General features: G+C 66.4%; 27 protein-coding genes. 10 read left to right on the forward strand and 17 right to left on the reverse strand.

Annotated elements, in window-relative coordinates; all coding sequences use genetic code 11:
* The first annotated feature begins 29 nt into the window (after window positions 1–29).
* Window positions 30–1,028 (forward strand): Hsp33 family molecular chaperone HslO, encoded by a 999-nt coding sequence (locus H7F35_RS23750; protein ID WP_187109014.1) that lies wholly within the window; start codon window positions 30–32, stop codon window positions 1,026–1,028.
* A gap of 27 nt (window positions 1,029–1,055) precedes the next feature.
* Here the strand turns inward: H7F35_RS23750 and H7F35_RS23755 are convergent, their stop codons facing one another.
* From H7F35_RS23755 to H7F35_RS23790, 8 genes are read right to left on the reverse strand one after another with little or no spacing between them, the layout of a single operon-like run.
* Window positions 1,056–2,030, reverse strand: a complete 975-nt coding sequence (locus H7F35_RS23755; protein ID WP_187109015.1) for a hypothetical protein — start codon at window positions 2,028–2,030, stop codon at window positions 1,056–1,058.
* 37 nt (window positions 2,031–2,067) lie between these two features.
* The gene (locus tag H7F35_RS23760; RefSeq protein WP_187114391.1) at window positions 2,068–2,742 is read right to left on the reverse strand and encodes an AAA family ATPase; all 675 of its coding nucleotides are present in this window, start codon (window positions 2,740–2,742) and stop codon (window positions 2,068–2,070) included.
* The gene (gene pnuC, locus H7F35_RS23765; protein WP_187109016.1) at window positions 2,739–3,362 is read right to left on the reverse strand and encodes a nicotinamide riboside transporter PnuC; all 624 of its coding nucleotides are present in this window, start codon (window positions 3,360–3,362) and stop codon (window positions 2,739–2,741) included. The genes H7F35_RS23760 and pnuC overlap by 4 nt, the downstream gene beginning before the upstream one ends.
* A gap of 22 nt (window positions 3,363–3,384) precedes the next feature.
* On the reverse strand, window positions 3,385–3,663 hold the full coding sequence (ftsB, locus tag H7F35_RS23770; protein ID WP_187109017.1) for a cell division protein FtsB: 279 nt from the start codon (window positions 3,661–3,663) through the stop codon (window positions 3,385–3,387).
* A 15-nt stretch (window positions 3,664–3,678) separates the two neighbouring features.
* Window positions 3,679–4,962: a phosphopyruvate hydratase gene (eno, locus tag H7F35_RS23775; protein WP_187109018.1), complete on the reverse strand. Its 1,284-nt coding sequence runs from the start codon at window positions 4,960–4,962 to the stop codon at window positions 3,679–3,681.
* Window positions 4,963–5,014: 52 nt separating this feature from the next.
* Window positions 5,015–5,305 carry a DUF1330 domain-containing protein gene (locus tag H7F35_RS23780; RefSeq protein WP_187109019.1) on the reverse strand — a complete coding sequence of 97 codons (291 nt, stop codon included), beginning with the start codon at window positions 5,303–5,305 and terminating at the stop codon, window positions 5,015–5,017.
* Complete coding sequence (kdsA, locus tag H7F35_RS23785) at window positions 5,302–6,159, reverse strand: 3-deoxy-8-phosphooctulonate synthase (protein WP_187109020.1); 858 nt, start codon at window positions 6,157–6,159, stop codon at window positions 5,302–5,304. Before kdsA ends, H7F35_RS23780 begins: the two co-directional genes overlap by 4 nt.
* Window positions 6,156–7,835, reverse strand: coding sequence for a CTP synthase (locus H7F35_RS23790; RefSeq protein WP_187109021.1), 1,680 nt, complete (start codon window positions 7,833–7,835; stop codon window positions 6,156–6,158). Before H7F35_RS23790 ends, kdsA begins: the two co-directional genes overlap by 4 nt.
* Before the next feature lie 123 nt (window positions 7,836–7,958).
* On the opposite strand from H7F35_RS23790, the gene coaBC reads away from it, so the two are divergent.
* The 4 genes from coaBC (at window position 7,959) to H7F35_RS23810 (ending at window position 10,762) form a co-directional block, all read left to right on the forward strand.
* Window positions 7,959–9,182: a bifunctional phosphopantothenoylcysteine decarboxylase/phosphopantothenate--cysteine ligase CoaBC gene (gene coaBC / locus H7F35_RS23795; RefSeq protein ID WP_187109022.1), complete on the forward strand. Its 1,224-nt coding sequence runs from the start codon at window positions 7,959–7,961 to the stop codon at window positions 9,180–9,182.
* Window positions 9,182–9,640, forward strand: a complete 459-nt coding sequence (locus H7F35_RS23800) for a hypothetical protein (protein ID WP_187109023.1) — start codon at window positions 9,182–9,184, stop codon at window positions 9,638–9,640. The genes coaBC and H7F35_RS23800 overlap by 1 nt, the downstream gene beginning before the upstream one ends.
* On the forward strand, window positions 9,641–10,087 hold the full coding sequence (gene dut / locus H7F35_RS23805) for a dUTP diphosphatase (RefSeq protein WP_187109024.1): 447 nt from the start codon (window positions 9,641–9,643) through the stop codon (window positions 10,085–10,087). It abuts the gene before it with no gap.
* Between the two features lie 174 nt (window positions 10,088–10,261).
* Window positions 10,262–10,762: a glycine zipper 2TM domain-containing protein gene (locus H7F35_RS23810; protein WP_187109025.1), complete on the forward strand. Its 501-nt coding sequence runs from the start codon at window positions 10,262–10,264 to the stop codon at window positions 10,760–10,762.
* A gap of 75 nt (window positions 10,763–10,837) precedes the next feature.
* On the opposite strand, the gene H7F35_RS23815 is transcribed toward H7F35_RS23810, so the two are convergent.
* The gene (locus H7F35_RS23815) at window positions 10,838–11,362 is read right to left on the reverse strand and encodes a peptidylprolyl isomerase (protein WP_187109026.1); all 525 of its coding nucleotides are present in this window, start codon (window positions 11,360–11,362) and stop codon (window positions 10,838–10,840) included.
* 14 nt (window positions 11,363–11,376) lie between these two features.
* Between H7F35_RS23815 and H7F35_RS23820 the strand changes: the two genes are divergently transcribed.
* The 3 genes from H7F35_RS23820 (at window position 11,377) to H7F35_RS23830 (ending at window position 13,388) form a co-directional block, all read left to right on the forward strand.
* Complete coding sequence (locus H7F35_RS23820; RefSeq protein WP_187109027.1) at window positions 11,377–12,519, forward strand: cupin domain-containing protein; 1,143 nt, start codon at window positions 11,377–11,379, stop codon at window positions 12,517–12,519.
* Window positions 12,509–13,009, forward strand: a complete 501-nt coding sequence (locus H7F35_RS23825) for a hypothetical protein (RefSeq protein WP_187109028.1) — start codon at window positions 12,509–12,511, stop codon at window positions 13,007–13,009. The genes H7F35_RS23820 and H7F35_RS23825 overlap by 11 nt, the downstream gene beginning before the upstream one ends.
* Before the next feature lie 94 nt (window positions 13,010–13,103).
* On the forward strand, window positions 13,104–13,388 hold the full coding sequence (locus H7F35_RS23830; RefSeq protein WP_187109029.1) for a hypothetical protein: 285 nt from the start codon (window positions 13,104–13,106) through the stop codon (window positions 13,386–13,388).
* Window positions 13,389–13,458: 70 nt separating this feature from the next.
* Here H7F35_RS23830 and H7F35_RS23835 read toward each other — a convergent pair whose 3' ends face one another.
* The 8 genes from H7F35_RS23835 to H7F35_RS23870 all read right to left on the reverse strand — a co-directional run bounded on the left by H7F35_RS23835 (window position 13,459) and on the right by H7F35_RS23870 (window position 20,924).
* Window positions 13,459–14,235: an MBL fold metallo-hydrolase gene (locus H7F35_RS23835; protein ID WP_187109030.1), complete on the reverse strand. Its 777-nt coding sequence runs from the start codon at window positions 14,233–14,235 to the stop codon at window positions 13,459–13,461.
* A 5-nt stretch (window positions 14,236–14,240) separates the two neighbouring features.
* Window positions 14,241–15,332, reverse strand: coding sequence for an outer membrane protein assembly factor BamC (gene bamC / locus H7F35_RS23840; protein ID WP_187109031.1), 1,092 nt, complete (start codon window positions 15,330–15,332; stop codon window positions 14,241–14,243).
* A gap of 143 nt (window positions 15,333–15,475) precedes the next feature.
* Window positions 15,476–16,324 carry a 4-hydroxy-tetrahydrodipicolinate synthase gene (gene dapA / locus H7F35_RS23845; RefSeq protein ID WP_261803707.1) on the reverse strand — a complete coding sequence of 283 codons (849 nt, stop codon included), beginning with the start codon at window positions 16,322–16,324 and terminating at the stop codon, window positions 15,476–15,478.
* Window positions 16,325–16,445: 121 nt separating this feature from the next.
* Window positions 16,446–17,015: a class I SAM-dependent methyltransferase gene (locus H7F35_RS23850; RefSeq protein ID WP_187109033.1), complete on the reverse strand. Its 570-nt coding sequence runs from the start codon at window positions 17,013–17,015 to the stop codon at window positions 16,446–16,448.
* Window positions 17,016–17,028: 13 nt separating this feature from the next.
* Complete coding sequence (locus tag H7F35_RS23855) at window positions 17,029–17,169, reverse strand: hypothetical protein (protein WP_187109034.1); 141 nt, start codon at window positions 17,167–17,169, stop codon at window positions 17,029–17,031.
* An 18-nt stretch (window positions 17,170–17,187) separates the two neighbouring features.
* The gene (locus tag H7F35_RS23860) at window positions 17,188–18,411 is read right to left on the reverse strand and encodes an MFS transporter (RefSeq protein WP_187109035.1); all 1,224 of its coding nucleotides are present in this window, start codon (window positions 18,409–18,411) and stop codon (window positions 17,188–17,190) included.
* A 109-nt stretch (window positions 18,412–18,520) separates the two neighbouring features.
* Window positions 18,521–19,729: an MFS transporter gene (locus tag H7F35_RS23865; protein ID WP_261803329.1), complete on the reverse strand. Its 1,209-nt coding sequence runs from the start codon at window positions 19,727–19,729 to the stop codon at window positions 18,521–18,523.
* The gene (locus H7F35_RS23870; RefSeq protein WP_187109037.1) at window positions 19,722–20,924 is read right to left on the reverse strand and encodes a serine hydrolase domain-containing protein; all 1,203 of its coding nucleotides are present in this window, start codon (window positions 20,922–20,924) and stop codon (window positions 19,722–19,724) included. The genes H7F35_RS23865 and H7F35_RS23870 overlap by 8 nt, the downstream gene beginning before the upstream one ends.
* 90 nt (window positions 20,925–21,014) lie before the next feature.
* Between H7F35_RS23870 and H7F35_RS23875 the strand changes: the two genes are divergently transcribed.
* Both H7F35_RS23875 and H7F35_RS23880 read left to right on the forward strand, forming a co-directional pair.
* Window positions 21,015–21,923, forward strand: coding sequence for a LysR family transcriptional regulator (locus H7F35_RS23875; RefSeq protein WP_187109038.1), 909 nt, complete (start codon window positions 21,015–21,017; stop codon window positions 21,921–21,923).
* A 75-nt stretch (window positions 21,924–21,998) separates the two neighbouring features.
* Window positions 21,999–23,996: a DNA topoisomerase IV subunit B gene (locus H7F35_RS23880; protein WP_187109039.1), complete on the forward strand. Its 1,998-nt coding sequence runs from the start codon at window positions 21,999–22,001 to the stop codon at window positions 23,994–23,996.
* Window positions 23,997–23,999: the final 3 nt, after the last annotated feature.

Genomic DNA, 23,999 nt, shown 5'->3' on the forward strand with positions numbered 1-23,999 from the left:
CGGGCACACAGAGATAGAAAGAAAACGTTTTGAGCGAGCTGCACAAATTCCTGTTCGATGGCCTGCCGGTGCGCGGCATGATCGTGCGCCTGACAGATGCGTGGCAGGAGATCCTTGCGCGGCGCGCCTCCAACACCGCCACCGGCGCCTATCCGCCGAACGTGGCCGAACTGCTGGGCGAGATGACGGCCGCGGCCACGCTGATGCAGTCCAACATCAAGTTCAACGGCGCGCTGATCCTGCAGATCTTCGGCGACGGCCCGGTCAAGGTGGCCGTGGCCGAGGCCAAGCCCGACCTGAGGATTCGTGCCACCGCCAAGGTGATCGGTGACCTGCCAGCCGATGCGCGCCTGCCCGACATGGTCAACGTGAACAACAAGGGCCGTTGCGCGATCACGCTCGACCCCAAGGACAAGCTGCCGGGCGCAACGCCCTACCAGGGCGTGGTGCCGCTGTTCGACGACAACGGCGACAAGCTCGGCAAGCTCAGCGATGTGCTGCAGCACTACATGCTGCAAAGCGAACAGCTCGACACCACGCTGGTGCTCGCGGCCGACGACAAGGTGGCAGCGGGCCTGCTGATCCAGCGCCTGCCGGTCAAGGGCGAGGGCAACCTTGAAGGCACGTCGGACAAAGACCGCGACCAGGGCAACCAAGACCAGATCGGCCTGAACGAGGACTACAACCGCATCTCGATCCTTGCGTCGAGCCTGAAGCGCGACGAACTGCTGACGCTGGACATCGACACGATTCTTCACCGCCTGTTCTGGGAAGAAAAGCTGTTGCGCTTCGAGCCGCAAGCCGGCGCGCTCGGCCCGCATTTCGCCTGCACCTGCGGGCGTGAACGCGTGGCGCAGATGATCCGTGGGCTGGGCGTCGAAGAGGCCGAGGAGATCCTGGCCGAGCGCGGCGACATCGAGGTGGGCTGCGACTTCTGCGGCAAGCAGTACCGCTTCGACGCGATCGATGCGGCGCAGATCTTCAGGCCGCCGACCGAGCAGATTCCGGGCAGCCCGATCGTCCAGTAGCGGCAAGGCCCGCGCCGGGCCGCCCCTTCACTTGCGCGGGCGTGCTTCGTTGTCGAAACCGCTGAATTCGATGTCGGGCGCGCTGGTGTTGTGCTTGGACGGCAGGCTGCGTCCGAAGCGCACCTGCGTGGCCTGCAGCGACTTCACTTCCGGCAATGGCTTGGCCTGCGCTGCGGCATCCGGCGAATCCTGCCAGCGCACTTCGCTCATGTCGGCGTTGTCCGCCGCGACGTACATCGAGCGCAGCACAGCGAAGGGCTGCGCGCTCGCGGTCGGTGCGGAGAGCGTCACGTCGAGCGCGGTGCGGGTACGGCTGATCTCGTCGACGCGCGCTACCGCGCTGCCACCGTTGGTGAAGCGCAGATGGATGGCCAGCGGCTTCGGCACGATGCGGATCGACGCGATATTGACCACCGGACGGCCCGCCTGCTCGACCGGGCCGAGCAGGAACGACGAGCCATAGGCGCCGTCGCCGAAGCGGGCGTCCGGCAGCGGCTTGAGCCGCCAGTAGCCGTCCGACGGGTAGAGCACGATGGCTTCGAGCGCCTTGCCGTTTTCCTTCTTGAACACCTGCAGCAGATGAAAGCCGCGATCGCTGCGCGTACCGACCTGCACCGGCACGCGCTGAGGGCGCCAGAAGGTCGGCAGCGTCATGCCGACGATGCGCAATTCGGCGTTGTCGAGCAGCACCACGGTGCGCTTCTTGAAGCGATGGGCCGGGTCGGTGGGGTGCGCGCCGCCGTCGAAGTTGCAGCCCGAGAAGTCGGGCGCGGTGACGTCGTTGCCGATCTTGTCGAGGTAGTCGGGCTGCAGCGCCTCGATGCGCATGCGGCGGATGCCGTCGCCGCGCAGCACCATCGACACGTTGTCTTCTTCGGCGCACGCCGTGAGGGTTGTGCCGTTTTCGACGGTGGCCGCAACAGGCGCTGCGGTGGCTGTGTTGGCCGCCAACAGCGTGGCAATGAGGGCGGGCAGGAAGAACGTCGCAGGGCGCAAGGGCATCAAGTCTCCGGAAGAGGTGTCGGCCGGCCGTCGATGTTTACTCGCGCCGCCCGATCAGGTCTGTGAAAAGCCGATGTTCGCATTCCGGGTCGGAGCACTTCTCGCAAGGCCATGACCACGAGGCGGGCTTCGCGTCGGACCGGCCACGTGCCCGCGCCCGGCCTTCGCCGCCGGCGATGGCATTGATGGCATTCCATGCACTGGCCAGCCGTTCGGCGCCGGTGCCGTGCACGACGGCGAAGGCACACGAAGCGCTTGTGAGCGCGCTGCGCACCATCGCATCCACCGGCTCGCGCACGTGCGGACCATCGCGCTGCAGGCCATCGGCCACCCAAGGGATGTCGAGCGCAGTGAGCAGGGTGATGGCGCAGCGCCGCTGGGCGGCGAGTGCATCGGCGTAGAGCGAGCGGTCGTCGAACAGCAGTTCGCTGTAGACGGCGGTCATGACGGCCGTGGTGTCTGCCACCACGACGCCCGTGACCGCAGCGGCATTGATCCGGCGGGTCTGCTCGTCGGCGATGGCTTGTTGCTCGTCGGGGCGCGGCGTGCGGCCTTCGCGCTCGCACCATTCGCGCAGGTACTCGCCGACCATCGTCGTCGGCATGCCGCGCTCTCGCAGGCGCTGCACGAGCGCCGTTGCCAGTTCGGTCTTGCCTGTGCTCTCGGCGCCGAGCACCGCGATGACACAGCCGGTGGGCAGCGTGGGCGTCATGCAGGCACCGCCGCAGCAGGCAGGCGTTGACGCCATGCCAGGTAGCCGGCCACGCTGAGCACGGCGAACACCGCATAGAGGCCGACGGTCAGCCACAGGCCCTTGTGAATGAACAGGCCCACGCTCACCACGTTCACGGCGAGCCAGACCAGCCAGTTCTCGATGAACTTGCGCCCGAGCAGGAACTGCCCGACAAGGCTCAGGCCGGTGGCGAAGCCGTCCCACCAGGGCACGTCGGTGTCGGTGAAGCGGCGAAGGAAGAGGGCGACGGCCGGCCATGCCAGTGCACAGGCGGCCAGCGTGAAAGCGATGCCGCGCGATGAAAGCCGGCTGACCCGCAGCGCACTGCCATCGAGCCGGTGGCCGAGCAACCACTGCAACCAGCCCCAGAGCGCCACGAAGGCAAAGAAGACCTGCAGGGACGCATCGCCGTAGATGCGCGCCTTGGCGAAGACCACCACGTAGAGCAGGGAGCTGATGATGGCCAGTGGCCAGCCCCAGTGGATCTCGCGCATGTTGCAGCCGACCATGGCGAGCGCCAGGACGGCGGCGACAAGTTCGAGCCAGCTGACGGGGGAGCCCCAGAGCGCAAAGGCGGGGGCCGAGAGAAGCTCGGGCATCAGCGGACGGGATGGTGAGGGGTCAGTGCGCGATCTGTACGAACACTTCGTTCGGTTTGACCATGCCGAGTTCCGCCCGCGCACGTTCCTCGACCATTTCGAGCCCGTCCTTGAGGTCGTTGACCTCGGACGTGAGCCGCTCGTTGTTCAGCGCAGCCTTGGCGTTGGCTTCTTTCTGGTCGGTCAGCTTGGTCTGCATCTGCTGCACGTCGCGCACGCTGCCGCGCCCGTTCCACAGCTGCCACTGCAGGACGGCCAGCAGGAGCAGCAGGATGATCGGTGGAACGAAGCGCGCGCGCATGCCGCAGGCCGGGCCTTACTTCAGGTTGTAGAACGCGCCGCGGCCCGGGTAGCTGGCGATGTCGCCGAGGTCTTCTTCGATGCGCAGCAGCTGGTTGTACTTGGCGATGCGGTCCGAGCGCGACAGCGAGCCGGTCTTGATCTGGCCGGCATTGGTGCCCACCGCGATGTCGGCGATGGTGCTGTCTTCGGTTTCGCCCGAGCGGTGCGAAATGACGGCCGTGTAGCCCGCGCGCTTGGCCATCTCGATGGCGGCGAAGGTTTCGGTCAGCGTGCCGATCTGGTTGATCTTGATCAGGATCGAGTTGGCGATGCCCTTGTCGATGCCTTCTTGCAGGATCTTGGTGTTGGTGACGAACAGGTCGTCGCCCACCAGCTGCACGCGCTTGCCCAGGCGGTCGGTGAGCAGCTTCCAGCCGTCCCAGTCGCCTTCGTGCATGCCGTCTTCGATGCTGATGATCGGGTACTTGTCGACCCAGGTCGACAGCATGTCGACCCAGTTGCCGGCCGACAGCGTGAGGTTCTCGCCGGACAGCACGTAGTTGCCGTCCTTGTAGAACTCGCTCGCTGCGCAGTCCAGGCCCAGGGCAATCTGTTCGCCTGCAACGTAGCCGGCCTTGTCGATGGCTTCGAGGATGAGCTGGATCGCCGCTTCATGGCTTTCGACGCTGGGGGCAAAGCCGCCTTCGTCGCCGACCGCCGTGCTGATGCCGCGGTCGCCCAGGATTTTCTTCAGTGCATGGAACACTTCGGCGCCATAGCGCACGGCCTCGCGGAAGCTCTTGGCGCCCACGGGGATGATCATGAACTCTTGCAGATCGAGGCTGTTGTTGGCGTGCGCGCCGCCGTTGATGACGTTCATCATCGGCACCGGCAGTTGCATGCCGCCCATGCCGCCGAAGTAGCGGTACAGCGGCAGGCCCGATTCTTCGGCTGCGGCGCGTGCCACGGCCATCGAGACGGCGAGGGTGGCGTTGGCACCTAGGCGGGCCTTGTTGTCGGTGCCGTCCAGGTCGATCATGGTGCGATCGAGGAAGGCCTGTTCGCTGGCGTCCAGGCCGAGCACGGCTTCCGAGATCTCGGTGTTGATGTTCTCCACCGCCTTGAGCACGCCCTTGCCGAGGTAGCGGCTCTTGTCGCCGTCGCGCAGCTCGATGGCTTCGCGCGAACCGGTAGATGCGCCCGAGGGCACGGCCGCGCGGCCCATGGTGCCCGATTCGAGCAGCACGTCGCATTCGACGGTGGGGTTGCCTCGGCTGTCGAGAATTTCGCGGCCGACGATGTCAACGATTGCACTCATCTTTTGTCTTTCTCTGGGTCTCTTTGGAGAGTTCGCTTGCAAAAAAACGGGGTCAAAGACCTTCGACCGCGATCATGTTCATGATGGCGGCGCCGGCACGCGCTTCGCGGGCCTTGAGGTATTCGGGCGCGTCGTAGAAGGCCTTGGCCTTCTCGAAGCTGGGGAATTTGAGCACGACCACGCGGGTCGGCTTCCAGTCGCCTTCGAGCGGCTGGACCTGGCCGCCGCGTACGCAGACTTCGGCGCCGTGCGCCTGCATCGCCACGCTGGACCACTTCTTGTATTCCTCGTACTGCGTCGGGTTCGTGACCTCGACGTGGGCGATGACGTATCCGCTGCTCATGCTTGAAAACTGTCCTCTAGGAAAGCGTTTTTCTTGGTGACCCGGTCGAGCGCCAGCAGCGTTTCGAGCAGGGCCTTCATGTGCTTGAGCGGCACGGCGTTGGGGCCGTCGCTCATGGCGTGTGCGGGGTCGGGATGGGTTTCCATGAACAGGCCCGCCACGCCGACCGCCACGGCCGCGCGCGAGAGCACCGGCACCATTTCGCGCTGGCCGCCCGAGGTCGTGCCCTGGCCGCCCGGCAACTGCACCGAGTGGGTCGCATCGAACACGACGGGCGCTTTCGTCTCGCGCATGATCGCGAGCGAACGCATGTCCGATACGAGGTTGTTGTAGCCGAAGCTGGCGCCGCGTTCGCAGGCCATGAAGCTGTCTTCGTCGAGGCCGGCTTCCTTTGCAGCAGCACGCGCCTTGTCGATCACGTTCTTCATGTCGTGCGGCGCGAGGAACTGGCCCTTCTTGATGTTGACCGGCTTGCCCGACTGCGCCGCGGCGTAGATGAAGTCGGTCTGGCGGCACAGGAAGGCGGGCGTCTGCAGCACGTCGACCACCTTGGCGGCCTCGGTGATGTCTTCGAGGGTGTGCACGTCGGTCAGCACGGGCAGGCCGAGTTCGCGCTTGACCTTCGCGAGGATTTCGAGGCCCTTGTCGCGGCCGGGGCCGCGAAAGCTCGTGCCCGACGAGCGGTTGGCCTTGTCGAAGCTGCTCTTGAAGATGAACGGAATGCCGAGCGCCGAGGTGATTTCCTTCAGCGTGCCGGCGGTGTCCATCTGCAGCTGCTCGGATTCGACCACGCAGGGGCCGGCGATCAGGAAGAAGGGCTGGTCGAGCCCGATGTCGAATCCGCAGAGCTTCATGCGACGGCTTTCAGCGTCTTGGTGCTGCCCGCGCCCTTGTCCTTGTGTTCGAGCGCAGCCTTGATGAAGGCGTTGAACAGCGGATGGCCGCCCCACGGGGTCGACTTGAACTCGGGGTGGAACTGCACGCCCATGAACCACGGGTGCACGCTCTGCGGCAGTTCGACGATTTCGGTCAGGTGCTCGCGCTGCGTGAGCGCCGAGATCACGAGGCCGGCTGCGCGCAGCTCGTCGAGGTAGTTGACGTTGGCTTCGTAGCGATGGCGATGGCGCTCGGTGACCACGTCGCCGTAGATGCTGTGGGCCAGCGTGCCGGGCGTGACGTCGGAGCTTTGCGCGCCCAGGCGCATGGTGCCGCCAAGGTCGGACTTCTCGTCGCGCGTCTTGACGGTGCCGTCGGCGTCCTTCCACTCGGTGATCAGCGCGATCACGGGCATGGGGGTTTCGGGGTCGAACTCGGTGCTGTTGGCGTTCTTCAGGCCGGCCACGTGGCGGGCGTATTCGATGGTGGCGACCTGCATGCCCAGGCAGATGCCCAGGTAGGGCACCTTGCCTTCGCGGGCGAAGCGGGCGGCCGCGATCTTGCCTTCGACACCGCGCTGGCCGAAGCCGCCGGGCACCAGGATCGCGTCGTACTTGGCCAGGCGCGACACGTCTTGCGCCGTGATCGTTTCGGAGTCGATGTAGTCGATCTTCACGCGCGCATGGTTCTTCATGCCGGCGTGGCGCAGGGCTTCGTTCAGCGACTTGTAGCTGTCCGACAGGTCGACGTACTTGCCGACCATGGCAATGGTCACTTCGTGCTGCGGATGCTCGACTTCGTAGACCAGGTCGTCCCAGCGCTGCAGCTTGGCGGGCGGGGTGTTGATGCGCAGCTTGTCGCAGATCAGGCCGTCCAGGCCCTGTTCGTGCAGCATGCGGGGCACCTTGTAGATAGTGTCGACGTCCCACATGGAGATGACGCCCCATTCGGGCACGTTCGAGAACAGCGAGATCTTGGCGCGCTCGTCGTCGGGGATCGGGCGGTCGGCGCGGCACAGCAGCACGTCGGCCTGGATGCCGATGGCGCGCAGTTCCTTGGCCGTGTGCTGGGTCGGCTTGGTCTTGAGTTCGCCGGCAGCGGCGATCCAGGGCACGTAGCTCAAGTGCACGAAGGCCGAGTTGTTCGGGCCGTTGCGCAGGCTCATCTGGCGCACCGCTTCAAGGAAGGGCAGCGATTCGATGTCACCCACCGTGCCGCCGATCTCGACGATGGCCACGTCGACCTCGTGCGAGGTGCCGATGCCGGCGCCGCGCTTGATGTATTCCTGGATTTCGTTGGTGATGTGCGGGATCACCTGCACCGTCTTGCCGAGGTAGTCGCCGCGGCGTTCCTTCTCGAGCACGGTCTTGTAGATCTGACCGGTCGTGAAGTTGTTGGCCTTGCGCATGCGCGTGTTGATGAAGCGCTCGTAGTGGCCGAGGTCGAGGTCGGTCTCGGCGCCGTCATCGGTGACGAACACTTCGCCATGCTGGAACGGTGACATCGTGCCGGGGTCGACATTGATGTACGGATCGAGCTTGATGAGGGTGACTTGAAGGCCGCGCGATTCGAGGATCGCGGCGAGCGAGGCGGAGGCGATTCCCTTGCCAAGGGAAGATACGACACCACCGGTGACGAAGACAAATTTGGTCATGCCAGTTCCGGACACGTGAATCCGGGCAGTGGGAAATTGCGATTATAGGTGTGCCCTTCGCGACACCTTTGGCTAAGGGCTTGTTGCCGTGCGCCGAATGGCATGTGAGCAACAATACGGGCCATGCAAGATCTCGCCGGCAAACACATCGTCCTCGGTCTCACAGGCGGCATTGCCTGCTACAAGTCGGCCGAGTTGTGCCGCCTGTTCGTGAAGGCCGGTGCCACGGTCCAGGTCGTCATGACGGAGGCGGCGGAGCAGTTCATCACGCCGGTGACGATGCAGGCGCTGTCGGGCCGTACCGTCTACACCTCGCAGTGGGACACCCGCGAGCCCAACAACATGCCGCACATCAACCTGAGCCGCGAGGCCGACGCGATCGTGCTCGCGCCCTGCAGTGCCGATTTCATCGCGCGGCTGGTGCAGGGCCGCTCCGACGACCTGCTGAGCCTGATGTGCCTGGCCCGCCCGACCGATCGCGTGCCGCTGCTGATCGCCCCGGCCATGAACCGCGAGATGTGGGCCCACCCTGCCACCCAGCGCAACCTGATGCAGGTGTCGGCCGACGGCGCGACCGTGCTGGGTGTGGGCAGCGGCTGGCAGGCCTGCGGCGAAACCGGCGACGGGCGCATGCTCGAACCCGCGCAACTGCTCGAAGACATCACGGCCTTCTTCCAGCCCAAGCTGCTGGCAGGGCAGAAGGTGCTGGTCACCGCGGGCCCGACCTTCGAGCCGCTCGACCCGATCCGCGGCATCACCAACCATTCGTCCGGCAAGATGGGCTTTGCCATCGCCCGGGCCGCCCGCGAGGCGGGAGCCGAGGTCACGCTGGTGGCCGGCCCGGTGCACCTGACCACGCCGCGCGGCGTGACGCGCATCGACGTGCTTTCTGCGCAAGACATGCTCGAAGCGACCGTCCGTGCTGCGCAGGGCGCTAGCATTTTTGTAGCAACGGCTGCGATCGCCGACTGGCGCCCGGCCACGCACAGCGAGCAGAAGATCAAGAAGGACGGCAGCGGCAAGACGCCGGTGCTTCACTTCGTCGAGAACGCCGACATCCTCCTCACGGTGGCCAAGAGCGAGCGGGCCCAGGCCAAGAAACTGTTCTGCGTCGGCTTTGCGGCCGAGAGCGAGAACCTCGCCGAGCACGCCAAGGCCAAGCGCGAGCGCAAGGGCATTCCGCTGCTGGTCGGCAACATCGGTCCGCTGACCTTCGGGCAGGACGACAACGCGTTGTTGCTGGTGGACGCGAAAGGCGTACGCGAATTGCCGCGTGCGCCCAAGCTCACGCTGGCACGTGAACTGATGACCGAGATCGCCGCACGGCTTCCCGACTGGAGCGTCTGATGAATACCGAATCGAACACACCGCCCAATGGCGACTTCGCTCGCTACGTGGAGCAGCTCGCGGCCCGTGCCGCGCTGCCCAAGCGCGCGGCACAGCCCGGCGAGCCAGGGCTTGACGTCGGTATGGCGCCGGCGCCCGGACAGCAGAGTTCAGGCCCGGTGTCGGCCGCCATGCGGCAGCGCGAAACAACGTCGAGCGGTGAGGCCCCGCAGCAAAGCGCCTCGTTCGACCCACTGCTGCTCAAGGTCCTCGGCGCTGTCGGCGCGGTGGTGTTCCTGGTGCTGTGGGCTGCGGGTGTGCCGATCAGTGCGCTGGTCCTGCTCCTGGGGGTGGCCCTGTGGTTCGGCAAGAAATTGAAGGGTGTGAAGCTGACCCCTGGCGTCGCCAAGTGGCAGCAGGTCCTCGAAGAGGCCGCCCGCAAGCAAAGAGAACAGCAACACAAGCAAGGCAGCAAGTAAGTGAAAGTCGACGTCCGTATCCTCGATCCGCGCATGGTGGATCAATTGCCCGCGTATGCCACCCCGGGAAGCGCAGGCCTCGACCTGCGGGCCTGTCTCGATGCACCGATCACGCTGGCGCCCAACGGCTGGCAACTGGTGGGCACCGGCATCTCGATCCATCTGGCCGACCCGGCCTTTGCGGCGCTGATCCTTCCGCGTTCGGGCCTGGGCCACAAGCACGGCATCGTGCTGGGCAATCTCGTGGGCCTGATCGACAGCGACTACCAGGGTGAGCTGAAGATCAGCGCCTGGAATCGCAGCGACACGCCGTTCGTGCTGGAGCCGATGGAGCGGCTCGCGCAACTGGTGATCGTGCCGGTGGTGCAGGCGCAGTTTCGTGTGGTCACGGAGTTTGCAGCTTCGCAACGCGGCGAGGGCGGCTACGGCTCCACAGGCAAGCACTGAGCAGAGAAAGCTGAAGGGAGCCTGAGTAACCAAGGGGTAAAGAACGGAACTGCCCAAGCGCCCCTGCGCTCGAAAGTTTCAGCATGTGTTTTGCGTCATCGCAGCGAAAGCTGCGGCGTTAGGCACAGGCAGGCGCATTTCCCGTGCGCAGTTCTATTTGAGGAGCCTCCCAACATGAAGATCTCGATCCGCTTCGTATCCATCACCGCCTCCGTGCTGGCCCTGGCCACGCTCACGGCGTGCGTTGCCCCGGCGCCGGTCTACCAGACCTCACGCTATCCCTACCAGGCGCCGCCACAGGCCATTCAGTACCGTGAAGCGCAGTACGTCGAGTACGGCCGGGTGGCCAACATCGAAGTGATGCGCAGCGAAACGGCCGGCACCGGCACCTCGGGCGGCGGCGCCGTTGCTGGCGGTGTCATCGGCGGCGTGGTGGGCAACCAGTTCGGACGTGGCAACGGCCGTGCCGCGGCCACCGCACTGGGCATCGTGGGTGGCGCCCTGCTGGGCAACACCATCGAGGCTCAGCAGAACGGGCCGCGTGCCTATGAAAGCTATCGCGTGTCGGTGCAGACCGACCGTGGCGGCTACCGCGCCTTCGACGTCCAGAGTCCGGGCGACCTGCGCATCGGCGACCGCGTGCGTATCGACAACGGTCAGCTCTCGCGCATGTAAACCTCCCGTACGCGGGACACGAAAAAGCCGGGCACTGCCCGGCTTTTTCTTTTTTTTGCCGAATGGGGTGTGCCGTCAGTGCAGCATCTGGTTGCCAGGCGCCATCGGCGGCACCTTGAAGAAGGCCGTGCCCGCCGTGCCCCGGCCGACTTCTTCTTCCGTGGCCTCGCGCACCGAGCGCACCGTGATGTCGAGCCGGATCGCAATGCCTGCCAGCGGATGGTTGCCGTCGAGCACCAGGTGGTCGGGGTAGATTTCGGCCACGGTGTAGATCGTGTCCTTGGGGATGCTGTCGCTCACGCCCTTGGGCAGGGCGGAGCCGTCGAAGGTCATGCCCTCTTCGGTGCCTTCGGGAAACAGCGAGCGTGGCTCCAGAAAGAGCAACTGGTCGTTGAAGTCGCCGAAGCCCTGTTCGGGTTCGACCTGCAATTGCACGCGGGCGCCGGGCTCATGGCCTTGCAGGACGGCCTCGATCACGTCGAAGAGATCGTCGCCGCCTACCATGAATTCCACCGGCTCATCGAGCACGTCCAGCACGTCGCCGAGCGTGTCTTTCATTGTCCAGGTCAAGCCGACCACGCATTGTTCAGAGATTTCCATTGCAGAATTCTCCCATGGAGATTACACAACCGCTGCCGTTGCTCGGCGGCCTGAGTGCCGCGCAGTTCATGCGGCAGTACTGGCAGAAAAAGCCCTTGCTGGTTCGCCAGGCCATTCCCGCAATGGTGCCACCGATCGATCGCAATGCGTTGTTTGCGCTGGCCGAACGTGAAGGGGTCGAGTCGCGCCTTATTCGGCAGGGCAAGACAGGTTGGTCGCTGAAGCACGGGCCGCTGCCCCGGCGCGCCTTGCCGCCCCTGAAGCAGCCGGCCTGGACGCTGCTGGTGCAGGGCGTCGACCTGCATCACGAGGGCGTGCACGAGCTGCTGCGCCAGTTCCGATTTCTGCCCGACGCGCGCCTGGATGACCTGATGATCAGCTATGCGAGCGACACCGGCGGCGTCGGCGCGCATTTCGACAGCTACGACGTGTTTTTGCTGCAGGCGCAGGGGCGTCGCCGTTGGTCGATCGGCAAGCAGAGCGACCTGAGCCTGCAGCCCGGCGTTCCGCTCAAGATTCTCGAGAACTTCGAGCCCGAGCAGACCTTTGTGCTGGAGCCGGGCGACATGCTCTACCTGCCGCCCAAGTACGCCCACGATGGCGTGGCTGTGGGCGACGACTGCATGACCTGTTCCATCGGCCTGCGTTCATCCGCCTTGGGCGAACTCGGCGCCGACCTGCTGGCGCGCATGGCGCAGGCCTATTCGGAAGACCTGGAAGACGCCGGCCCCGCCGAGTTGGCGCGCTACCGCGACCCGGCGCAGCCCGCCGTCGATGCGCCGGCCGCCATGCCGGCCGCGCTGCAGGGCTTTGCGCGCAAGGCCATCGAGGCCGCGCTGCGCGATGCCGATGCCATCGACCGCGCGCTGGGCGAATCGCTGACCGAGCCCAAGGCCAACATCTGGTTCGACGAAGGCGGCGAGGTGCCCGACGCCATGCAACACGTGACGCTCGACCGCCGCACGCGCATGCTCTACGACACCCGGCATGTCTACATCAACGGCGAGAGCTTTCGCGCCGGCGGCGCCGACGCGACGCTGATGCGCCGCCTGGCCGACAAGCGCGAACTCGGCCCGCGCGAGCTGGCCCGAGCAAGCGAAGGTGCGCTGGCGCTGCTGGGCGAGTGGTGCGAGGCAGGTTGGCTGCATGCCGGATGACGCAGCCCAGCCGCTGACCGAGGGCCGCTTCGACGGCCGGGAAGCCTTCGACGTGATTCTTCGGCGCGCGCTGTCCGCTGCCGCGCAGCAAGGCTGGAAAGAGATCGTCTTCAGCGACCCTGACTTTGCCGACTGGCCATTGGGCGAACGCGCCAGCATCGAAGCGCTGCAGGCCTGGGCGGCCAGCGGCCGGCGTTTCATGCTGCTGGCGCAGCGCTTCGACATCCTCGAGCGTGGTCACGCGCGCTTTGTGCCCTGGCGCCGCACGTGGGACCACATCGTCGAATGCCGCGCGACCGGTAAGGCCGAGGGTGCCGAGGTGCCGAGCGCCATCTGGACGCCTTCGTGGTTCGTGCATCGCATCGACCCCGAGCGCAGCCGAGGCGTGAGTGGCATCGACCCAGGCGCCCGCCGCGCGTTGCGCGAAGCGATCGACGAGTGCTGGCACCGTGGGCGGCCCGCATTTCCGGCATCGACGCTCGGCTTGTAAGCCAATGCCGCGAATGCGGCTGCGAGACATATTCGAGCCGGTATGCAGGTCTAGAATTTTTTGGTTCCAGACCTTCATTGCCAAAGGAGTCCTCATGAAGAAGTCCTCGTCCGTCCTGATTGCCTCGCTGATTGCCGCTGCCGCGCTCGTTGCCTGCGGAAAGAAAGAGGACGCCGCACCTGCGGTCGTGACGCCGCCTCCTGCACCTGTGTCCGAACCCGCCGCTCCGGCCCCGGCGCCCGCCGCCGATCCGGCAGCAACTCCAGCCGCACCCTCTACCGATTCGTCGGCGACCCCGGCACCCGGCGCTTCGTCGGCGCTGGACGCAGCGAATGCAGCCACGGAAGCAGCCAAGAAGAACGAAGCGCCCAAGCCCTGAGCGTTGCGCCTTCACCATGCAAAAAGCCGCCATCTGGCGGCTTTTTCTTTGGGTTCCTGGCCGGTGTCGGTCAGACGTCCAGCCAGGGCGAGCCTTCGGCGGCGGTGGCGGTGAGCATCTCTTCTTCCTGGCCTCCCAGTGCCTGCGCCATCAGGCGCCGCACGATCTCGGGCCGGTTGTTCTGCTCGCTCAGGTGCGCCGCGACCACATGCCGCAGCCCATCGTGAAGGACCGCTTGCGCGATGTCCGCCGCGGCGGCATTCGACAAATGCCCATAGTTGCCGCCCACGCGCAGCTTGAGAAAAGCCGGGTAGGCCGAATTGGCCAGCAGGTCGCTGTCGTGGTTGAACTCCAGCAGCAGCGCGTGCACGCCGCTCAGGCGGGCCAGCACGTGCGCTGTGGCATGTCCCAGGTCGGTCAGCACGCCCAGGCTGCGATTGCCGTCCGTGCAGCGAAGCTGCAGCGGCTCGCGCGCGTCATGGGGAACGGTGAAGGGCTGCACGCTGATGTCGCCGACAGAAAACTCGGCATCGTCGCGCGCCAGGTTCAGCAGGCCCTCGAAATCACGCCCGCCGGTGGCGAGCCACGTGCCTTCGCTCATCCAGACCGGAATGCGGTTGCGCCGCGACAGCGAGTGGGCACAGCCGATGTGGTCGCCGTGCTCGTGGGTGACGAAGACTGCATCGATATCGGAGGCGGCAAGGCCCGCCTGGGCCAGCCGCAGATCGAGCTGCTTGAGGCCGAAGCCGCAGTCGATCAACATCCGGGAGGTGCGGCCGCCACTGGTCGCTTCGACCAGCGCGGCATTGCCCGTGCTGCCGCTACCGAGGCTTCGGAAGCGCAGCATGCGGGTTACTTCAGATCGTCGGCAATGACCTTGACGATGCGCTGTGCGTTGGCCGAGGTCTCGGGCACGCCGGCTTCGCTCAGCACAGCGACGGTGCTGGCTTCGCCCTGGCTCTTGACCGAGATGCGGAACTTGATCGGCGCTTCGTCCTTGTTCGAGCTGCTGAAGAACTTGCCGAAGAAGCCGGGTTCCTTCTTCTCGGGGTTCGGCGTCACGTAGCGAACGTAGTACAGGCCGGCGCTGCGGTCGCGGTCTTCCACGGTGAAGCCGGTGCGGTCGAGCGCCAGGCCAACACGGCGCCATGCGCGGTCGAAGCCTTCGCTGATCTGCACGACCGGCTGGCCGCCCACATTGGCGATGGTGGCGGTCTTGGTCGGTGCCGTGGTTGCGGCCAGGATCTTCGACTGCTCTTGCGAGACACCGAGCTTGACCATCAGGCGGCGCAGGAATTCGGTTTCGAGTTCAGGGTCGCTGGGACGTGGCTGCCAGACGGTCTGGTCCTGGCGCGAGTTGTTGTAGACCTCTTGCATGCCGCGATGGCTGATGAAGATCTCGGTGCCGTTGGGCGTGCGTTCCAGGCGGGTGCGGAAGCGGTCGAGTTCGCCGGTCGAATAGACCGATTCGACCAGCTTGCCCAGCGTGCCGCGGATGATGTCCTGCGGCAGCTTGGCGCGGTTCTCGGCCCAGTCGGTTTCCATGATGCCGAGGTTGCGCTGGTCGGTGGTCAGCAGAAAGCCGCTTTCCTGCCAGAAGTCTTTCACCGGGTCCCAGAGCTGGTCGGGCGTGCGGTTGACGACGATCCAGCGCTGCGTGCCTGCGCGCTCCATGCGCACGTCGCCGATATTGCTCACGGCGGTGGGAATGCCCGGGGCATTGGCAATGCCAGCCTGGTAGGCGTTGGCCGTCACGGCACCGCCGGGCACTGCGTAGCGGTTGTCGCGCGAGAGTTGCGAAAGGTCGGGCGGAACTTCAAGAGTGGGGGCCTTGCCCGCGCTCTTGTAGTCGATTTTGTCGCTCTCGAGGACGGAGCAGGCGGCGAGGCTGGCAACGAGAGTGGCCAGCAGTGCATATCGCGAAAGTTGCGAAAGGTTCTTCAACGTCGTCTTCCTTGTTGGAATGGGTTCGGTCAATCTATGGGCCGCAGTGCCCGCCATCTCAGAGCACAGTTCGGGCAAAAGGTTGCTTAACCTTGTTGCGGCCCAGGGTAAACGCAGATTGGGGAGGGATTGAGTAGATGGGCTCAGTTCTTGAGCAGGCCGGTGGCGCGCAAGGCGCCCTCGACCGCCGGACGGCTCGCTTCGCCGAGTTCGGTGAGCGGCAACCGCAGGGCGCCGCCGCACAGACCGAGCCTGGCCATGGCCCACTTGAGCGGGATGGGGTTGGGCTCGACGAACAGGTTGCGGTGCAGCGGCATCAGCTCGAACTGGATCTGCATGGCGCGCTTGACGTCGCCCGCCAGGGCCGCGACACACAGCTCGTGCATCTTGCGCGGCGCGATGTTGGCCGTGACGCTGATGTTGCCCTGGCCACCGCAGAGCATGAGCGCGACCGCTGTGGGGTCGTCGCCGGAATAGACGGCAAAGTGCTTGGGCAGATCGCGAATGAGCCACTGGGCGCGTTCGATGTTGCCGGTGGCTTCCTTGATGCCGATGATTCCGGGCACCTGTGCCAGCCGCAGCACGGTGTCGTGCGCCATATCGGCGACGGAGCGGCCGGGCACGTTGTAAAGCACGACGGGCAGGTCGCCCACGGCTTCGGCAATCGCCTTGAAATGCTGGTACTGGCCTTCTTGCGTTGGCTTGTTGTAGTACGGCACGACCTGCAGTTGCGAATTGGCGCCCACGCCCTTGGCGAACTTGGCAAGCTCGATGGCTTCCTTGGTCGAGTTGGCGCCGCAGCCGGCCATCACGGGAACGCGGCCCCTGGCCTGCTCGACCGAGACGCGGATGATTTCGCAGTGCTCTTCGACGTCGACCGTCGGCGATTCGCCGGTGGTGCCGACCACGCCAAGGCAATCGGTGCCTTCGTCAATGTGCCAATCGATGAGCCGCCGCAGGGCGGGGTAGTCGACACTGCCGTCGTCGTGCATCGGCGTGACGAGAGCGACGATGCTGCCTGTCAGTTGCTCCAAGGGGAATCTCTTTGTCGGTGGACGAAAGCGCCGATTCTACTTACTCCGGGGGCCTGCGAGACAGCCATCCCGGGACCCCTCAGTTTCCCTTAAGGAGGGGGCGGGGAGGCTCGCTGGTGGCGCGGGCACCGAGGCGGATCGCGGCAATACGCTGTACGAAGCGCGGCGGTTCGGCCATGAAGCCGTCTTCGTAGGCCACCACGCGCAGGCCGGCGCAGGCTGCCAGCAGTTCGCCGGGCTGCAGCAGGAAGTCGGCACGCGAGGGTTTTCCCACGGTTTCGTTGCCTGCTGCGAAGGTTTCGTAGAGCAGCACACCGCCCGGCGCCACGGCGGCCACGATGTCGGCCAGGCGCGGGCGCCAGAGGTAGTTGGTGACGATCACTGCGCCGAAGGTCTGGCCGTCGAAAGGCCAGGGGCCGGATTCGATGTCGGCGGTGACCGTGCGGCCGAAGGCGCCGGCCGCCTCGATGGCCTCGGGCGAGCGGTCGACACCGGTGACCGCATGCCCGCGCCCCCCGAACCACTGCATGTGGCGCCCGGACCCGCAGGCCACGTCGAGCACCGTCGCTTCGGCTGCGAGCAGGTGCGACCAGCGGACGATCCAGTCCGAAGGGGCGTTCGAGCCGTGCATCGGCGCTGCATCTTTCATGGCGGATCGGAATTCAGAAACAGGACCAGATCTGGTCGACCAGCGTCACAAGAAAGGCCGGGTGCACATAAAGAGCGAACACGCCGCCCAGCACCACCAGCGCGGCGGCGAGCCAGCCCGCGTGGACGATGTGCTGGCGCATCTGAGGTGTCATGGCTGCCGTTGTACGAAATCAGGCCGAAGCACCCACCGGCCCCGACGATCGCGCGATCGCGCTCTCCTTGACCGGCAGATTGATCAGCGCCGCGAACACGCCCAGCGCGATCGAGATGTACCAGACGATGTTGTAGCTGCCCGTCGTGTCATACAGGAAGCCCCCGAGCCACACGCCCAGGAACGAGCCGACCTGGTGGCTCAGGAACACGAAACCGCTGAGCATCGACAGGTGCGCCACGCCGAAGATGCCCGCCACGATCGCATTGGTCGCGGGCACGGTGGACAGCCACAGGAAGCCCATGGCTGCCGAGAAGACGTAGACGCTCAACGGCGAGATCGGCACCAGCAGGAACAGCGCGATCGACACCGCCCGCGCCAGGTAGATGGCCGCGAGGATCTTGCGCTTGGCCAGCGTCTGCCCCAGCAGCCCGACCGTGTAGGTGCCGAACACATTGAACAGCCCGATCAACGCCAGCGCGTAGCCGGCCACGTCGGCCGACAGGCTCTTGTCGCGCAAGTAGGTCGGCATGTGGATGCCGATGAACGCGAGCTGGAAGCCGCAGACGAAGTACCCCGCCATCAGCAGCCCGAAGCTGGGGTAGCGGAAGGCTTCGCCCACCGCCTGCAGCACCGATTGCTCGCGGTGGCCGGCCAGGGCTTCGGTCTTCGGCTCGCGCAGGCCGAAGGCCAGCGGGATGATCACCAGCACCAGAACCGCGAGCACGGCCAGCGCCGTCTGCCAGCCCAGGTGCCCGATCAGTCGCCCTTCGATGGGCGCCATCAGGAACTGCCCGAACGACCCGGCCGCCGCCGCCACGCCCATGGCCCACGAGCGCCGCTCGGCCGGAATCTGCCGGCCGATCACTCCGTAGATCACTGCATAGGTCGAGCCCGCCTGCGCCGCGCCGATCAGCACGCCCGCGCTCAGCGTGAACAGCAAGGGCGTCGGCGAATGCGCCATGCCGAACAGGCCCAGCGCATAGAACACCGCGCCGCCGATCAGCACGCGGAAGGCCCCGAAGCGGTCCGCCAGCATGCCGGCGAACACGCCGAAGATGCCCCACGACAGGTTCTGGATGGCCAGCGCGAACGAGAAGGTCTGGCGGCTCCAGTCCTGGGCCTGGGTGATCGGCTGCAGCCAGAGGCCGAAGCCGTGGCGGATGCCCATCGAGAGCGTGACGATCATGGCGCCGCAGATCAGGACCTGCTTGATCGAAAGAGTGGGGGCGGGGGCTTGCATGGCGTTGAATGTAGCGATTTGCCTGCTTTGGCAGGCGAACCGGTGGCCAAAGCCATTGATGATTTATCGGAGCCGTTTCAATGCGCTCCGGTCATCAAAGCCGTTGGCCTCAGCGCGCTGTCGCACCCGCGACAGCGCGAACACCCGGAAAGCCATGCGCGCAGGCCCGCCAGGCAAGCATCAGCGCCAGGGCCAGCAGCACGACCAGCGACCACGGCAGCGCGCTTGCGCCGCGGCTTTGCAGCAGCACGCCGCCGATCAGCCCGCCACCCGCGATGGCCAGGTTCCACGCCGTGACCACCATCGACTGCGCCACATCGGCCGCGTCGCCGGCCGCCTGCGCCGAGGCGGTCTGGAACAGCGTGGCCGCCCCGCCGAACGCGACGCCCCAGACGGCAACGCCCAGGTAGACCGCCGCCGGCGAGCCCGTGGCCGTGCCCAGCAGCAATGCGGCCAGCCCGAAGGCGGCCGTGCTGGCCAGCACCAGTTCGCGCAGCCAGCGGTCGATCAGGATGCCTGTGACCCAGATGCCGATGAGCGACGCCGCGCCGAAGACCAGCAGCACCAGGTCGACCCGCTCGCCCAGCCCGGCATACGCCAGGAACGGTGCGATGTATGTATAGAGGATGTTGTGCGCCAGCACGAAGGCCAGCATGACCGCCAACACCGGCCGCACGCCCGGCATCAGGAACACGCGGCGCACGCTCTGCTGCCGCCCGGCGTCCTGGCCGGGAAAGTCCGGCACCTGCCAGCGAACCCAGCCGAGCAGCAGCACCGACAGCGCCGACATGATCAGGAACGCCGGACGCCAGCCCACGCCCGCGCCCAGCAGCGTGCCCGCCGGAATGCCCAGCGACAGCGCGAGCGGCGCGCCCAGCATCGCCACCGCGATCGCCCGGCCCTGCATCGACGGCGCCACCATCCGGGCCGCGTGCCCGGCCAGCAGCGCCCAGAGCAGCCCCGCGAACACGCCCGCAAAGAAGCGCGCGACCAGCGTCAGCGGATAGTGGGTCGACAGCGCAGTGACCGTGTTGACGATGGCAAAGCCGCCAATCGCCAGCATCAGCAGCGGACGCCGCCGCCAGCCGCGCGTGAAGGCCACCAGCGGAATCGCCGCCACCAGCGAGCCGATGGCATAGACCGTCACAAGCTGGCCGACCAGTGCGGGCGTGACTGCCAGGCTGGCCCCGATCTGCGGCAGCAAGCCCGCCGGCATGGCTTCGGTCAGGATCGTGATGAAGCCGGCGGCTGCCAGCGCGAGCAGGCCTGAAAGCGGCAGCCGTGTCCGTTCGGCCGGTTGTGGCGTGTGCTCATGCATAGACGGCATCCCGCAGATCGGCCACGAAGCGGCCCGACATGCCTTCGTACAGCGTGTTGGTGAAGGCCACCACGCTGAGCGCGCGAGCACGGTCGACGAACCACGAATGCCCATACGCGCCGCCCCACCGCCAGGTGCCCCCGGACTCGGGCGATTGCGCGGCCTGCGGGTCGTGCAGCACCGAGAAGCCCAGGCCGAAGCCGTAGCCGGGCGCATCGGCCGGCCCCCACGCGCCCGTGTGGTTGCGGCCCATGTCGTCCACAAGCCCCGCGGGCAGCAGCGGCGCACCGCCGCCGCGCAGGCTTTCGAGCAGGCGCATGAAGTCTTCCGCGCTGCCGACCATGCCTGCGCCGCCAGAGGGAAACGCCATCGCGTCGAAGGCACGCGCCGGATCGAAGCGGATGCCTACGGTGCCCTCGAAGGCCGGCGCTACGGTCAGGCCCTCCATGCGTTGGGGCGCCGTGCCCTGGCCGTTCACATAGGCCGTGGCCAGCCGGCCGTTGCGGGGCGCGAAGAAATCGGTGTCATGCATCTGCAGCGGGCCGGTCACCAGGGTGCGCACCGCTTCGGCCAAAGGAACGCCGCAAACCGCCTCGACAACGCCGCCCAACACGTCGGTGGCCAGCGAATAGAGCCAGCCCGTGCCGGGCGCAAACAGCAGCGGCACCTGCGCGATGCGCCGCAGGTTCTCGGTCAGCGTCAGGTTGCTGCTGTCCATGCCGTCGGAAACGCCGGCCTGCGCATACGGGCCGTCTTCCGAGGGTTCGAAGAAGCGATAGCCCAGGCCGGATGTGTGCGTGAGCAACTGCTGCAGCGTGATCGTGGCCTCGCCGCCTCCGATGCTGTCAGGCAGGCGAGGGCGGAAGTCCGGCAGCCAGCGGGTGACCGGGTCGTCCAGCGTGAGCCGGCCCTGTCCCGCAAGCACCATGACGGCGGTCGACACGATGGGCTTGGAGACCGAGGCGAGCCGGAACAGCGCGTCCTCGCGCATCGGCAGGCCGCCCTCGCGGTCCGCCACGCCAGCGGCACGTCGGTGCACGATGTGCCCGTCATGGGCGAGCAGCACCACGGCGCCGACCAGCCGCTGGTCGGCCACCGCGCGGTCGATGACCGCGTCGATGCGCGACGCATTCGGGCCACGCCAGGCTGTCGCTGTCGTGGAAGAAGGGGGTGAGATTTCGTTGATGAGTGACATGCCGTCAACGATAGGAAGAAGACGACTGCGGAAAAAGGGGGATACAGTTCCGCTCAATACGGACGTTGAAGTCCGCAATGGAACCTCCCCATGGACAGCCTCAGCGGTTTCACCGTCTTCATCCAGGTGGCCGAAACCCGCAGCTTCGTCACCGCCGGCCGTGCGCTCGGCGTCTCCGCGTCGGCCGTGGGCAAGCGCGTGGCACGGCTCGAAGAGCGGCTGGGCGTGCGCCTGTTCCACCGCAGCACGCGCAGCATCACGCTCACCGCCGAAGGCGCGCTGTTCCTGGCGCGCAGCCGCCGGGTGCTGGCCGAGATCGAGGCGGCCGAGCAGGAGCTGTTGCACTCCGCCGGGGGGCCGCGCGGCAAGCTGCGCGTGAGCCTGCCGCTGGTCAGCTCGCTGGTGCTGCCGGTGCTGGCCGATTTCATGCGCGAGCATCCGGCCATCGAACTCGACCTGGATTTCAGCGACCGCCTCGTCGATGTCATCGAAGAGGGTTTCGACGCCGTGGTGCGCACCGGCGAGCACGCCGATTCACGGCTCTCGGCACGCCGGCTGGGCGAGTTCTCGCAATTGCTCGTGGCCTCGCCCGATTACCTGGCGCGCCACGGCAGGCCGGCCACCCCGGCCGACCTCGCGAGCCATTCCTGCCTGCATTACCGTTACCCGGCCACCGGCAAGGTCGAGGTCTGGCCGCTGAAGCCTGCGCCCGACGGCACCGAGGCCAAGCCACCGATTTCCATGATCTGCAACAACATGGAAACCCGCCTGTGCTTTGCGCTGCGCGGCCGTGGCATCGCCTGCCTGCCGGATTTCAGCGTGCGCGAGGCCTTGGCTGCGGGGCAGTTGCGCCCCGTGCTGCCCGACCATGTGCGACCCCATACGATCGGCCTGAGCGTGCTGTGGCCGTCCGGGCGTTACCCCTCGCCCAAGCTGCGGGCCTTGATCGACCACCTGGGCGCCCGCATGTTCAAGCCGCAAGACGGGGAAAGTTCCTGAATTTCGCCGCGCCGCCGAAGCGATGCCTGTATGGGTATCCAGTTATTTCAAGACCACTGACTACAATCCGCCCCCATGGCGACTCCCCCCAAGACTCCCCCCAATTCATCGTCCGACTCGTCCGGTTACTCGGAAGGTTCCATCCGCGTGCTCAAGGGCCTAGAGCCCGTCAAGCAGCGCCCGGGCATGTACACCCGGACCGACAACCCCCTGCACATCATTCAGGAAGTGCTCGACAACGCCGCCGACGAGGCGCTGGCGGGCTACGGCAAGAAGATCAAGGTCACGCTGCACATCGACGGCTCGGCCAGCATCGAGGATGACGGCCGCGGCATTCCGTTCGGCATGCATCCTGAAGAAAAGGCGCCGGTGATCGAGCTGGTGTACACCCGGCTGCACGCGGGCGGCAAGTTCGACAAGGGCTCCGGCGGCGCCTACAGCTTCTCCGGCGGCCTGCACGGCGTGGGCGTGTCGGTGACCAATGCGCTGTCCAAGCGGCTCGAAGTCACATCGCACCGCGAAGGCTCCGTCGCCAAGCTGGCCTTCAGCGCCGGCGACGTGATCGAGGCCCTCGAAATCCGCAAACTCGAAGCCGGCGAGCGCAAGCAGGGCACCACCGTGCGAGCCTGGCCCGACGCCAAGTACTTCGAGACGGCTGCGCTGCCGATGAACGAACTCATGCACCTGCTGCGCAGCAAGGCCGTGTTGATGCCTGGCGTCAGCGTCACGCTGACCGTCGAGAAGACGAAGGAAACCCAGCAGTGGCTCTACAAGGGCGGCCTGAGCGACTACCTGATGCAGACGCTCAACGGCGACCCGGTGATCCCGCTGTTCGAAGGCAGCGGCCATGCCGACAAGAACGCCGACAACTTCGCCGAAGGCGAGGGCGCCGACTGGTGCGTGGCCTTCACCGAAGACGGCCAGCCGGTGCGCGAGAGCTACGTCAACCTGATTCCCACCAGCGCCGGCGGCACCCACGAGAGCGGCCTGCGCGACGGCCTCTTCACCGCGGTCAAGGGCTTCATCGAGCTGCACTCGCTGCTGCCCAAGGGCGTGAAGCTCTTGCCTGAAGACGTGTTCGCGCGCGCCTCCTACGTGCTCAGCGCCAAGGTGCTCGACCCGCAGTTCCAGGGGCAGATCAAGGAGCGCCTGAATTCGCGCGACGCCGTGCGCCTGGTGTCCAGCTTCGTGCGCCCCGCGCTCGAGCTGTGGCTCAACCAGCACGTCGACTACGGCAAGCGGCTCGCCGAACTCGCCATCAAGGCCGCGCAAACCCGCCAGCGCGCCGGCCAGAAGGTCGAGAAGCGCAAGGGTTCCGGTGTGGCTGTGCTGCCCGGCAAGCTGACCGATTGCGAGAGCAAGGACATCGGCCACAACGAAGTCTTCCTGGTCGAGGGCGACTCGGCCGGCGGCAGCGCCAAGATGGGGCGCGACAAGGAAAGCCAGGCCATCCTGCCGCTGCGCGGCAAGGTGCTCAACACCTGGGAGGTCGAGCGCGACCGGCTCTTCGCCAACACCGAAATCCACGACATCTCGGTGGCTGTGGGCGTCGATCCGCACGGCCCCAATGATTCGCCCGACATGAGCGGCCTGCGCTACGGCAAGGTCTGCATCCTGAGCGATGCCGACGTGGACGGCTCGCACATCCAGGTGCTGCTGCTCACGCTGTTCTTCCGGCACTTTCCCAAGCTCATCGAAGCCGGCCACGTGTATGTCGCAAAGCCGCCGCTGTTTCGCGTCGATGCGCCCGCGCGCGGCAAGAAGCCGGCCTCCAAGGTCTACGCGCTCGATGAAGGCGAACTCACCGCCACGCTCGACAAATTGCGTAAAGACGGCGTGCGCGAAGGCGCCTGGAGCATCAGCCGCTTCAAGGGCCTGGGCGAAATGAACGCGGAACAATTGTGGGAAACCACGCTCAACCCAGACACCCGCCGCCTGATGAAGGTCCAATTGGGCCGCTTCGACTTCACCTCCACCCAGGGCGAGATCACCAAGCTCATGGGCAAGGGCGAGGCGGCGGCGCGGCGCGAGTTGATGGAACTGCGCGCTGACGACGTGGACATCGACGTCTAGCTG

The sequence above is a fragment of the Variovorax sp. PAMC26660 genome (assembly GCF_014302995.1).
Taxonomy (GTDB): domain Bacteria; phylum Pseudomonadota; class Gammaproteobacteria; order Burkholderiales; family Burkholderiaceae_C; genus Variovorax.